This window comes from Chryseobacterium lactis (genome assembly GCF_003815875.1).
Classification (GTDB): Bacteria; Bacteroidota; Bacteroidia; order Flavobacteriales; family Weeksellaceae; genus Chryseobacterium; species Chryseobacterium lactis.
The window spans coordinates 228155-240347 of the sequence record NZ_CP033924.1 but is presented as its reverse complement, the minus strand read 5'-3'; the positions used below and the strand labels follow the sequence as shown (position 1 = coordinate 240347).

General features: G+C 36.1%; 11 protein-coding genes. 2 read left to right on the top strand and 9 right to left on the bottom strand.

Translation table 11 applies throughout. From position 1 onward, the window contains the following. Nucleotides 1–31: 31 nt before the first annotated feature. Nucleotides 32–610: a Crp/Fnr family transcriptional regulator gene (locus EG342_RS01120; protein ID WP_103292107.1), complete on the top strand. Its 579-nt coding sequence runs from the start codon at nucleotides 32–34 to the stop codon at nucleotides 608–610. An 81-nt stretch (nucleotides 611–691) separates the two neighbouring features. Here EG342_RS01120 and fmt read toward each other — a convergent pair whose 3' ends face one another. The 6 genes from fmt to folK form a co-directional block, all read right to left on the bottom strand. Further along, nucleotides 692–1636 carry a methionyl-tRNA formyltransferase gene (fmt, locus tag EG342_RS01115; RefSeq protein WP_103292108.1) on the bottom strand — a complete coding sequence of 315 codons (945 nt, stop codon included), beginning with the start codon at nucleotides 1634–1636 and terminating at the stop codon, nucleotides 692–694. Between the two features lie 117 nt (nucleotides 1637–1753). Then, on the bottom strand, nucleotides 1754–3658 hold the full coding sequence (locus EG342_RS01110) for a RecQ family ATP-dependent DNA helicase (RefSeq protein ID WP_103292109.1): 1905 nt from the start codon (nucleotides 3656–3658) through the stop codon (nucleotides 1754–1756). Between the two features lie 77 nt (nucleotides 3659–3735). Beyond that, a complete protein-coding gene (locus EG342_RS01105; RefSeq protein WP_103292110.1) occupies nucleotides 3736–5169 on the bottom strand; it encodes an OmpA family protein in 1434 nt (477 codons plus the stop codon). A 213-nt stretch (nucleotides 5170–5382) separates the two neighbouring features. After that, nucleotides 5383–6906 (bottom strand): OmpA family protein, encoded by a 1524-nt coding sequence (locus EG342_RS01100; protein ID WP_103292111.1) that lies wholly within the window; start codon nucleotides 6904–6906, stop codon nucleotides 5383–5385. A 58-nt stretch (nucleotides 6907–6964) separates the two neighbouring features. Then, nucleotides 6965–8089, bottom strand: a complete 1125-nt coding sequence (locus EG342_RS01095) for a flagellar motor protein MotB (RefSeq protein ID WP_103292112.1) — start codon at nucleotides 8087–8089, stop codon at nucleotides 6965–6967. Nucleotides 8090–8106: 17 nt separating this feature from the next. Next, entirely contained in the window at nucleotides 8107–8523 is a 417-nt protein-coding gene (gene folK, locus EG342_RS01090) for a 2-amino-4-hydroxy-6-hydroxymethyldihydropteridine diphosphokinase (protein WP_103292113.1), read from the bottom strand. Between the two features lie 21 nt (nucleotides 8524–8544). On the opposite strand from folK, the gene sppA reads away from it, so the two are divergent. Then, nucleotides 8545–10299: a signal peptide peptidase SppA gene (gene sppA / locus EG342_RS01085; RefSeq protein WP_103292114.1), complete on the top strand. Its 1755-nt coding sequence runs from the start codon at nucleotides 8545–8547 to the stop codon at nucleotides 10297–10299. A 73-nt stretch (nucleotides 10300–10372) separates the two neighbouring features. On the opposite strand, the gene EG342_RS01080 is transcribed toward sppA, so the two are convergent. From EG342_RS01080 to EG342_RS01070, 3 genes are all read right to left on the bottom strand, one after another. Further along, nucleotides 10373–10633 carry a GlsB/YeaQ/YmgE family stress response membrane protein gene (locus tag EG342_RS01080; protein WP_103292115.1) on the bottom strand — a complete coding sequence of 87 codons (261 nt, stop codon included), beginning with the start codon at nucleotides 10631–10633 and terminating at the stop codon, nucleotides 10373–10375. Nucleotides 10634–10706: 73 nt separating this feature from the next. Further along, nucleotides 10707–11660 (bottom strand): signal recognition particle-docking protein FtsY, encoded by a 954-nt coding sequence (gene ftsY / locus EG342_RS01075; RefSeq protein ID WP_103292116.1) that lies wholly within the window; start codon nucleotides 11658–11660, stop codon nucleotides 10707–10709. Nucleotides 11661–11675: 15 nt separating this feature from the next. Beyond that, nucleotides 11676–12143, bottom strand: coding sequence for a RidA family protein (locus EG342_RS01070; protein WP_103292117.1), 468 nt, complete (start codon nucleotides 12141–12143; stop codon nucleotides 11676–11678). Nucleotides 12144–12193 lie beyond the last annotated feature (50 nt).

The window sequence follows — 12193 nt, the reverse complement described above, 5'->3', positions numbered from 1 at the left end:
ATTTTTCTAAACCTTTTTTTATTTTTAAATCATGACTGAGTCTTTAAAAAAACACATCAGAGAATACATTGATATTTCAGACGAAAAACTGGAGAAATATTGCAATGCCTTTACCGTGCAGAAAGTGAAGAAAAAAGAATTTCTTTTAAGAGAAGGAAGTATTTGTAATTATGAAGGATTTGTAATAAATGGTTGCTTTAAAGTCTTTCATACGGACCGCAATGCAGATGAACAAATTTTATACTTTGGAATTGAAAACTGGTGGATTTCGGATATCGACAGTTTTATCAATAATATTCCTTCTAAACTTAATATTCAGGCTCTTGAAGACAGCGAAATCCTTATTATTTCTAAAGTAGATAAAGAAAAGCTTTATTCCGAAATTCCGGAAATTGAAAGACTGATGAGACTTAAGTTTCAGATGTCAATCATAGCATTGCAGCGTAGGATTATTGATAATTTAAGTAAATCTTCAGAAGAACGTTATCTTGAATTTTTAAAGAAATATCCCCAAACAGCACATCGCATTACCAATATTCAGATGGCAGCTTATCTCGGGGTAACTCCTGAATCTCTGAGCAGGGTTCGCAGGAAAATTGTAAAAAGCTAGTCTATAACCAATATTTTAACCACAGAAGTTTTCGAACAAAAGTTGTGTCTTTTGTGGTTAAAAATTGAGTATCAGTACATATTACAGGGTGATTTCATCAAAATTTCTGAAACCATTCAGTAAATCTTTCACGGTCATTCTTTTTTTTCCTTCCAATTGAAGTTCCTGTGGAAAATAAATTCCGTCCTGCGTATAAATTTTAAATTCGTTTTTAGAAATATCTAATGTTCCGGCAGGCTTCCCATGATTTGAAATTTCGAATGTACCTCCAAATATTTTTAATCCTTTCTCTTCCGTTCCGATTTTTAAAATTGTAAAAGCAGCAGGATACGGTGACATTCCCAATATGAACTGATGTATGGTTTTTGAAGAAGCGTCCCAATTGATTTTGGTATCTTCTTTAAAAATTTTATATGCATTTTTAGGATGCTCAACTTGTGGCTGAGGTTTTTCCTCAATAGTATTTTCAGCAAGGCCATCCAATGTTTTTACAACTAATTTTGAGCCCATTTCCATAAGTCTGTCATGAAGGCTTCCGGCATTCTCATCAGGTAAAATTTCCAATTCTTCCTGTAGAAGAATGTTTCCTTCATCGATCTTTTCGTTAATAAAGAAAGTAGTAGCTCCGGTTTTTTCTTCACCATTAATGACTGCATAATTGATAGGTGCAGCACCTCTGTAATCCGGTAATAAAGAAGCATGAAGATTGAAAGTTCCCATTGCAGGCATTTCAAAAAGAATTTTGGGCATCATCCTGAACGCTACTACCACAAAAACATCGGCATCCAGCTTTCTAAGCTCTTCTAAGAATTCAGGATTTCTTAATTTTTCAGGTTGAAAAACAGGAATATTATTTTCTGCAGCATATACTTTTACCGGTGACTGGTTAATTTTTTGTCCACGTCCGCTGGCTTTGTCAGCAACGGTTACAACACCTACTACATGATGATGAGATTGATGGATAGTCTCCAAAGAGGTTTTAGCAAATTCGGGAGTTCCTAAAAAAACGACTTTCAATGATTTCATACTACAAAGATAAGTTTTTACTTAATAGTTGAAAATTGAAAAAGAGTAAGAGCTAAGACGGTAACGAAATTTTGTGAAAATATTTGTTACAAATTACTCATTATTCATTACTCATTACTAATGATTAATTGCATAGGTTCTGAAGTTCAGCATTTTTATCTTTCCGGAATCTAAAAGAAAAATAAGGTTTTCCAGGATATTATTTTTAGAATGATAACTCAGTTGTACAGAAAGTTCCTCGATGGTTGAAGGCTTCTTAGATAATAAATTAATAATCTGCTGGGAAATATTCTTTCCGAAAATGGATTGTTTATTTTTTTCACAAACAGAACACTGTCCACAATTTTTTGAATTTTTCTCTCCAAAATAAGCCAGGATAAGTTTCATTTTGCAGTAGTCGTTATTTTCTACGTAAAATTTCATCTCTTCCCATTTCTGGATTTTATTTTTCTGAATGTGTTCAAACAGTTTCCAGTAAGCATTCTGAATAGCTCTTTCATCCCGAGGTTTTAAGAACTTGATGCTAGACAAAGCACCGTCGATGTATTCAAGGTAGTTTTTCTGTTGAAGTTCTTTAAGTCGTTCTTTTATTAATGGAAGACCAACTCCGATTTTATTACTTACCTGTTGTTCGCTAAATAATACTTTGTGCGTAGTGATTCCGGACATGGTACGGAGAAGAAGCTCTATGAAATAAGCATCTTTTTGAGGTAATTGATCTATTTCATCAGCCTTAATAAAAAGCTCCAGAGAAGACAGGCTTTTATTGTCATTATAATAAATGATTTCCTGATTATGCAAAAAGCCAAGAACATTATTGATTTTTGCCTTTGATAATCTTGTGAAGTTTTGTATTCCTGAACTATTAAGCTGGAATGTTTTTTCCGGCAACTCAAATTCTGCGACCTGAAAAATAGAGTAGAGGTAGCTGATAATTCTTAAAAATTCAGCCTTATTCGGAGTTTGATTTTTTAAAATCTCATCAAAATTCGAAAGCTCCTGCTTATTCCAAAGCATAAACGCAAAACTGTCTTTTCCATCTCTTCCTGACCTTCCGATTTCCTGATAATAATTTTCTAAAGATGCAGCAGGTGAGTAGTGGATCACAAAACGTACATTGTCCTTATCGATTCCCATTCCAAACGCGTTGGTGGAAATCAACACATGATTATCACTTTTGTTCCAGGTAGCTTGTCTGGTGTTTTTTTCTTTTGTAGTTAGCCCGGCATGAAAGTAATCAACATTTTTTAATTGATTTTTTTTCAAAAATTCATCCAGTAATTCTGCTTCTTTTCGGGTTCTTACATATACGATTCCCGAATCATTGTTGTATTTAAGGATATCAAGGACACGTTGGAATTTATCGGAAACTTCTTCTGAAAAAATTCTGATATTATCTCTTTTAAAACTTTTTTGGAAAACACCTGGATTTTTCAGTTCCAGTTTATTTTTGATTTCTTCCAGTACTTTTGGAGTGGCCGTAGCAGTTAAGGCCAAACAAGGAATTTCAGGATTGTTAGTTCTGAAGTTTTTAATATTCTGATAACTTGGACGGAAATCCTGTCCCCATTCTGAAATACAGTGGGCTTCGTCGACCGCGATGAATGATAGCTGAATTTCTTCAATATTCTGTAGAAACTGACTATTTGTTAATCGTTCAGGAGAAACATATAAAAGTTTCGTAAGCCCTTCCTTACAACGGTTATAAATGTTTTCAGCATCATATTCATCCAATTCTGAAGACAGATACTCAGCATCTATCCCACGGAACTTAAGCTGGTTTACCTGATCCTTCATTAAAGCAAGCAATGGCGAGATAACGAGGCAGGTTCCTTCTTTTAATAAGGCAGGAAGCTGGTAACATAAAGACTTCCCGGCACCGGTAGGAAGTAGAACCAGCGTATCTTTTTCATTAAGAACGGAATTGATGATTTCTTCCTGAGAATCCCTGAAGCCGGTGTAGCCCCAAAAATACTTAAGAGTATCATATTTTAATTTTTGAAAATCCTGCGAAGAAATCATGACGTAAAAATAGGGAAAGTATTAAAATAAAAAAAGCCACGCATGGCGTGACTTTTATATAATAATTAAAAAGTTTATTATTTAGCTTCGAAGTAAACTCTTCTGTTTGCTCTGTTTTTCCATTCAGGGCATTTTGTTGCTGGTTCGCACTCAGGATATTTAAGGTCTTTTTTACCTTTTCCTATTGAATTTAGTTTACCAGATTGAACACCGTTTTTAATTAAATAATTTTTAACGTTGTTTGCTCTTCTTTGAGATAGCTTTTGGTTGTAAGCATCAGTACCTCTTGTATCAGTAGCTCCGATTACATTGTAAGCACCTGTTGAAGAATTGATATAGTTTACAGCATTGTTCAGGATTGGTGTATTTGATGGTAAAATTCTGTCAGAATTTAAGTCAAATTCAATTCCTTCTAATTTAGTTTCTGTTTCAATTACAGGTCCTGTAGTTACTGGGCAACCGTTGTTTTCAACAGGTCCAGGAACCGTTACACACTTATCGTAAAGGTCAATTACACCATCTAAGTCAGTGTCAAGAGCAACTCCGGCACCATCAACTCTTGCTCCGGCAGGAGTGTCAAGTTGTCTGTCCCAATCGTCGCATACTCCATCGTTATCAGCATCTCCTTTTTTACATACCTCGATATCCTGATTTTTGTTGGCCAAAACATCAAGCTTGTAATAGATTTCCTGAAGTGGATCATGCCACATTAAGTGAGATTCGTGTTTTCCTAATTTCAAAGATACCCCTAAAGTTGCGTTAAAGAAGTTGTCGGAAACTTGAGAAGAACGTCTGTTAACTTGGCTGTATGGATCACCGCCTCCGTCAAATGTATCATCACCGGTTATCACATACATTAATCTACCTTCGATGTCGATTCTTCTGTTAACTTTGAACTTTAAACCGGCACCAGCCTGTCCGAACAGTGAACCAAGCTTGAAAGGTTTTACTTCAGTCATCAGTTGTTGTCCGTTGATATCTTTCTGATAGGCTCTGTAGGCAATTGTACCAACACCGGCATATCCATGAAGTGCCCATCTGTAAGGAGAATGATTATCAACTCTTCTCAATAGGTTCGAGAAGTTGATATCTCCTAAAATAGAGATCGCATCATATTGAGTTCTACCAGCTATTGCTTTTGCATCAGGAGCAGCATCTTTGGTATTGAACCAACCTTGTCTGGTTTCACCTCTGTCATATTGTAAGTTAATTCCAAAAGCATGAGTAATGGCTTTGTCAATACTTACATAAGCGGAATATCCAAAAAGGTTTTTACCGTTACCATTCTTGATAGATGTTAAATCTGCAGATTGCATCAATGGAACACCAACCCCTGCGGAAATAGCCCAGTCATTAAATCTTTTCGATTTATTGTTAAATGGGGAAACATTGGCAGATCCGGAAGAAAAAGTATTAGGGTACGTTCCATTTGAAACTGCCGTCGAGTCTTGTGCATAGATAGCAGTGGGAATTGCCAAAGCTAATGCAACAATTGCTAAACTTAATTTCATAGTGTTATTTTTTTAAGTTAAGTTATTTTAAATGATTTTTTACGTTAAAAAAGTGATTTTGTATAATTTTTTTCAGAGCAAATGTGCTGGCTTTTAGCTGTTTTAGTACGCAATGCCCGTAAAATGATATAAAGGTATGTAAAATATTCCGTAGTAGAAAAAAAATGAACCGAAAAGAAGAATTCTTTTCGGTTTAAGTCATATAATAAGGAATTACTTCTTCTTTTTCTTAGCAGGTGATTTTTTCACAGCTTTCTTCACTGGAGCGTCTTCATAGTCTTTCTTTTGAATAGAATTCCACTCTGAACCCTCTACAAATCTTACTGTTACTTTTCTATCTGCCAATCTTTCGGCGTCTGAAGCGGAAGCAGGAATTTTTGCTTCTGCAGAACCTACACCTTTGGATTTTAATACATTATCACTAATACCTCTACTCTCTAAAGCTGATACAACAGCAGCTGCTCTTTCTTTAGATAATCTCAGGTTGTAAGCTGCACTTCCTTTGATATCAGTATGTCCTGTTAACAGATAATTTCCTCCGTTTTCTTTAATAATAGAAGCTGCGAGATCCAGTTTGCTGTTAGACTCTGGTCTGATCGTAGCTTTATTAAAGTTGAAGTAGATATCTTTTAATGTTTTTTCTACCTCTACTGCAGTTTGATTATTGTCTTTTTTCACCGGACAACCATTATTTTCAACAGGTCCAGGAACCGTTACACACTTATCGTAAAGGTCAATTACACCATCTAAGTCAGTGTCAAGAGCAACTCCGGCACCATCAACTCTTGCTCCGGCAGGAGTGTCAAGCTGTCTGTCCCAATCGTCGCATACTCCGTCGTTATCAGCATCTCCTTTTTTACATACTTCAATGTCTTGTTTTTTGTTGGCCAAAACATCAAGTTTGTAATAGATTTCCTGAAGTGGATCATGCCACATTAAATGTGATTGATTTTTTCCTAGTTTGAAAGATGCTCCTAAAGTAGCGTTAAAGAAATTGTCGGAAACTTGTGAAGAACGTCTGTTAACTTGGCTGTATGGATCACCACCTCCGTCAAAGGTATCATCACCGGTTATCACATACATTAATCTACCTTCAATATCAACTCTTCTGCTTACTTTAAATTTCAAACCAGCACCAGCCTGTCCGAACATTGAACCAAGCTTGAAAGGTTTTACTTCAGTCATGAGTTGTTGTCCGTTGATATCTTTCTGATAGGCTCTGTAGGCGATTGTACCAACACCGGCATATCCATGAAGTGCCCATCTGTAAGGAGAATGATTGTCAACTCTTCTCAATAGGTTAGAGAAGTTGATATCTCCTAAAATAGAGATCGCATCATACTGAGTTCTACCAGCTATTGCTTTTGCATCAGGAGCAGCATCTTTGGTGTTGAACCATCCTTGTCTGGTTTCACCTCTGTCATATTGTAAATTAATTCCAAAAGCATGAGTAATAGCTTTGTCAATACTTACATAAGCAGAGTATCCAAAAAGGTTTTTACCGTTACCATTTTTAATAGATGTTAAATCTGCTGATTGCATCAATGGAACTCCTGCTCCTACTGAAATAGACCAGTCATTAAATCTTTTTGATTTATTGGTAAATGGGGAAACATTTGCAGATCCGGAAGAAAAAGTATTGGGATACTTTCCGTCAGTAGCTACAGTTGAGTCTTGTGCATAACTTACCGCTGGCATCGTTAGAGCCAGTGCAGCAATTGCTAAACTTAATTTCATCGTGTATTATTATTATGATTTTTTGTGAATGAAGTACAAAGCTGTTTTAGCAGCTTTGTTATTTAACTGGGCATCCGTTGTTTTCAACTGGTCCTGGAACGGTTACACACTTATCGTATAAGTCTATAACTCCATCAAGGTCCATATCTAATGCAACTCCGGCACCGTCAACTCTTGCTCCTGCAGGAGTGTCAAGCTGTCTGTCCCAATCATCACATACTCCGTCATTATCTTTATCGCCTTTTTCGCATACAACAAAATCAGTAGAAGCATTCTCAAGAACGTTAGTTCTGTAATAGGCTTCCTGAAGTGGATCATGCCATGCCAAGTGTGTTAACTGTGACGCTTTTCCTAGTTTGAAAGATACTCCCAGAGAAACAGTCCATGCATTGTAAGATCTCTTGTTGTTCAATATAGTGTATCTGTATTGTGATTCTACAGGTGCGGCAGGATCATAACTTGAGTTATTATATCCACTTCCGTCAAACGACTGTTCTCCACTGATCAGATACATGGTTCTGGCTTCAACATCAATAAGTTTAGAAACGTTATATTTTAGTCCTAAACCAAACTGATAGTATAAAGATCCAAAATCAAGTTCTTTTCTAACAAATAGAGGAACTCTTTTAGGATTATCACTCCATCTGTTTCGGTCATTGTCATGCAGAGAGGTTCTGTATGCCTGAAGTCCGATTCCACCATAACCATGGAAAGCCCATCGGTATGGAGAATGATTATCAACTCTTCTTAATAAATTGGAAAAGTTAATGTCTCCTAATAGGGAAACCTGATCAAACTGAGTGGTAGCGGTTGCTACACCTGCCAATTGTCCTGGTAATCCAGGAAGTTGACCTGTTTGTTTTGTTTCTCCTCTGGTGTACATAATGCTTGCCCCGAATGTATGCGAGATTTGCTTATCAATACTGATGTAAGCATTATATCCCCAATTAACCTTATCCTTATTAATGGAGGTTAAAGCGGAGTGTACCATAAATGCCGGACCACCACCAACAGAAATAGACCAATCTCTGAAACGCTTGGCTTTGTTGTTAAATGGTTGCACGTTTGCGGAACCCGAAGAAAAAGTATTAGGGTACTCTGTAGAAGAGTTTACTGTAGTACTGCTATCTTGTGCGTAGGCAGCTATAGGCAGTGTCGCCAATAATAATAAACCTAATTTCATACAATATGTTTTATGTTTTAAATAAAATCCTTTAATAATATTCTGGAAAAATCCCTTTCAAAAAGATGTTTTTTATGAGGGATTTCTAATCTTTCTGATACAAAGTTTAATTCATTATACTTAATGATATCAATATCTATTATTCGGTCTGTGTAGCCTCCGGATACGATTGAATCATTAATTCTTCCCATTTCAACTTCTATACTTTTAATACAATCAAGCAGCTGAATTGGTGAAAGATGCGTGAATATTACTGTTGCAATATTACAAAAAATATTGGAACTAACAAATTCTACAGGGTCTGATATTAAAAATTCGCTTATTTGTGAAATGTTATTTCCGGCATTCTCTATTTTCTGTAATGCAAGCTCTATATTTTTTTTTTGCTCTCCGAGATTACTTCCTAGTAACAAAACTACCCTTTGCTGCGACATATTGAAAAAATTGATTGATTTATGAGAAGTTTCTTTAAAAACGTTTTGGCAAATATAGTCGCAATTGTCATACTTTGCGTCTTATTTTTCTTCTTTTTCATTATAATGCTTGTGTTTAGTTCGATGGGGAGTGATAAGTCGGTAGTGGTGAAAAAGAACTCGGTTCTGACGATTAATTTAAAAACTAAAATAATAGATAGTCCTACTGAAGAAGAAATGGGACTGTTCGGAATCAGTGGTCAAAATAAGAACATCCTCTTATATGATGTATTGGAAGCTATTAACAAAGCTAAAACAGATGATAATATTAAGGGAATAAGTATTGAGGCAGATGATCTGAACGCCGGGCTGACCCAGATTGATGATCTTAGAAATGCGATCCAGGATTTTAAAAAGAGTGGAAAGTTTGTGTATGCTTACGGAAATGGAGTTTCACAATCCGCTTATTACTTAGGGTCTGTAGCAGATCAGTATTATCTTAATCCTTCAGGAGGTATAGAATTAAAAGGTCTTTCTACTGAAGTGACATTCCTGAAAGGCTTTGCAGACAAATACGGAATTGGGATCGAGGTAATACGCCATGGTAAATTTAAATCTGCAGTAGAACCTTTTTTACGAAATGATATTTCTCCTGAGAATAAGGAACAGCTCAGCACACTTCTGAACGACCTTTGGAAAAATACATCCAATAAAATGGCAGCTTCAAGAAAAATTGATACTGCCCAGTTCAGAACAGTTGTAGATAGTTTATACGGAATGATACCTGAATTAGGATTAAAATATAAACTGGCAGATAAACTTATTCAAAAAACAGAGTACGAAGATCTGATTAAGTCAAAATTAAGCTTAAAAGATAAAGAGAAGCTAAATAAGATTTCAGTAGCCAGCTATATCAGCTCTTATTCTGATGATGATGCTTCAGGTGAAAAGGTAGCGGTATTATATGCTTCAGGATCTATTAATAATGGAGATGGATATAATGATATCAATTCTGAGAGATATGTAAAGTATATTAAAAAGCTTCAGGATGATGATAAAGTGAAGGCTGTTGTTTTCAGAATCAATTCTCCGGGGGGAAGTGCTAATGCTTCGGATGAAATTTTATTTGAATTGCAGCAATTGAAAAAGAAAAAGCCTTTGGTTGTTTCTTTTGGTGACTATGCCGCTTCTGGTGGGTACTACATTGCAATGGCAGCGGATAAAATTTATTCAGAACCCAACACTCTTACAGGTTCCATCGGAGTTTTCGGAGTGATGCCTTATTATAAAGATATTGCGAACAAGAACGGAATTCGTGCGGATATTGTTTCTACCAATGCTAATTCTATGTATTACTCGGGGTTAAACGGAGTTTCGCCTTACGGGGTTAATATGATGACGAGAAGTGTTGAAGGAACGTATAAGAGATTTGTCCATTTTGTTACTCAAAACAGGAAAAAGTCTTTTGAAGAGATTGATAATGTCGGGGGTGGTAGAGTATGGAGTGGTACCCGCGCTAAAGAAATCGGACTGGTAGATGAACTGGGAACGTTGAATGATGCTGTAAAATTTGCCGCACAAAAAGCAGGGTTGAAATCTTATAACGTAGATTCTTTCCCTAAGAAAATGTCTCCATTTGAGCAGATTTTCAAAGACCTTAACGAGGAAGATGTTTCTGCCAGAGTTATTAAGAGTAAAATAGGTAAATCCAATTATGAGATTTTACAACAGATTACAGATAAAAAATTACAGTCTGAAGTAAAAATGGAAATGCCTTACCAAATAAGAGTTAACTAACTAAATTATATTGTACACAAAAATCCCGGATCTGAATTTCAGATCCGGGATTTTATTTTTTTATCAGCATCAGCTAGCTTTTCTTCGTGGCCATTCCGTAGATCCAGAGGACAATCAAAGCGCCTCCGATTGCCAGAATCCAGCTTCTAGGATTCCAGAATGATTCAACATCTCCCCAGTGTAGAATATAAACTCCAATAGCTCCTCCTACAAATGCTCCCACAATTCCGAGGATAATAGTAATTAGCCATCCACCTCCTTGTGTTCCCGGCATAATCATTTTAGCAATTGCACCTGCAATAAGACCAAATAAGATCCATGTTAGTATTCCCATAGTTGCAAATTTTTTAATTGTTAATATTTATAAAATTGGTTTGTTTGCTAATATAAGAAAAACATGATATAAATCATCTTTTCTTGAAGAATGAGTCTACAAATTCCGTACCATTAAAAAGCTGTAAATCCTGCATTTTTTCGCCTACACCAATATATTTTACCGGTATTTGGAACTGATCGGAAATACCAATTACAACTCCTCCTTTAGCGGTTCCGTCTAATTTGGTTACAGCCAATGCGTTAACTTCTGTTGCAGCCGTAAATTGTTTTGCCTGTTCAAATGCATTTTGTCCTGTAGAGCCATCCAATACTAATAAAATCTCATGAGGAGCATCAGGAATCACCTTTTGCATCACTCTTTTGATTTTTGAAAGCTCATTCATCAGGTTGATCTTGTTGTGAAGTCTTCCTGCGGTATCAATAATCACTACATCTGCATTTTGAGCAACAGCACTTTGTACTGTATCAAATGCTACAGAAGCAGGGTCAGAACCCATTCCTTGTTTTACAATCGGAACGCCCACTCTTTCACTCCAGATCGTAAGCTGATCTACTGCAGCCGCTCTGAAGGTATCGGCAGCTCCTAATACCACATTTCTACCCTCTGATTTGAACTGGTGAGCCAGTTTCCCGATAGTTGTCGTTTTTCCAACACCATTTACTCCTACTACCATGATGACATAGGGTTTTTTGGAAGTATCAATATTTCCTGTTCCTGCATGAGGGTTTTCAAGAAGCAGTCCTGAAATTTCATCACGAAGAATTTGATCCAGCTCATTCACCCCCACATATTTATCGCGGGCAACACGCTCTTCGATTCTTTGTATGATTTTAATGGTAGTGGAAGCACCTACATCAGATGCAATAAGCACTTCTTCAAGATCATCCAGAACTTCATCATCTACTTTGCTTTTACCGACTACGGCCTTCGTCATTTTTTCAAAGAAACCCTGACTGGATTTCTCCAATCCTTTATCTAAAGTTTCTTTTTCTTCCTTTTTGAAAATATTTTTAAACCAACTCATAGTTTTAGTTTATTCTTATTTGTTTTTAATTACTGCTGTAGCTTCTACTTCTATAAGTACATCGTCTCTGAAAAGCCTGCTGACTTCTACAAGGCTGCTTACGGGAGGGTTTTGAATATTGACATACGCATCTCTCACTTTTCTGAAATCAGGGGTTTTAGAGATGTCTCTGATAAAGATTCCCATCTTTACAATGTCTTTTCCGGTACCTCCATATTCTTTCAGTATATTTTCTATATTTCTGAAAATTTGATGTGTTTGTTCTTCTACAGTATTTCCCACCAGGTTGCCTTTTGAATCTAAAGGAACCTGTCCAGATAATAAAATCATTTTAGAACTGCCACAATCAATGCTTACTGACTGTGATAATCCTTTAATGTTGAAAACTTCTGGTGAATTTTTATATTCTACAGGGTTCATTGTTTTCTGGCTGAATGAAAATAGAAAAGTTACTGTGCAAACGAGAGCAAAAGCCTTTTTCATATTTTACTGATTAATAATCTGGTGAACAAAGATAACAAAAAAACTACCCA

Bases quoted from the DNA above. Each gene is read 5' to 3' on its own strand.
- EG342_RS01120 (WP_103292107.1), top strand. From the start codon at position 32: ATGACTGAGTCTTTAAAAAAACACATCAGAGAATACATTGATATTTCA.
- fmt (WP_103292108.1), bottom strand. From the start codon at position 1,636: ATGAAATCATTGAAAGTCGTTTTTTTAGGAACTCCCGAATTTGCTAAA.
- EG342_RS01110 (WP_103292109.1), bottom strand. From the start codon at position 3,658: ATGATTTCTTCGCAGGATTTTCAAAAATTAAAATATGATACTCTTAAG.
- EG342_RS01105 (WP_103292110.1), bottom strand. From the start codon at position 5,169: ATGAAATTAAGTTTAGCAATTGTTGCATTAGCTTTGGCAATTCCCACT.
- EG342_RS01100 (WP_103292111.1), bottom strand. From the start codon at position 6,906: ATGAAATTAAGTTTAGCAATTGCTGCACTGGCTCTAACGATGCCAGCG.
- EG342_RS01095 (WP_103292112.1), bottom strand. From the start codon at position 8,089: ATGAAATTAGGTTTATTATTATTGGCGACACTGCCTATAGCTGCCTAC.
- folK (WP_103292113.1), bottom strand. From the start codon at position 8,523: ATGTCGCAGCAAAGGGTAGTTTTGTTACTAGGAAGTAATCTCGGAGAG.
- sppA (WP_103292114.1), top strand. From the start codon at position 8,545: ATGAGAAGTTTCTTTAAAAACGTTTTGGCAAATATAGTCGCAATTGTC.
- EG342_RS01080 (WP_103292115.1), bottom strand. From the start codon at position 10,633: ATGGGAATACTAACATGGATCTTATTTGGTCTTATTGCAGGTGCAATT.
- ftsY (WP_103292116.1), bottom strand. From the start codon at position 11,660: ATGAGTTGGTTTAAAAATATTTTCAAAAAGGAAGAAAAAGAAACTTTA.
- EG342_RS01070 (WP_103292117.1), bottom strand. From the start codon at position 12,143: ATGAAAAAGGCTTTTGCTCTCGTTTGCACAGTAACTTTTCTATTTTCA.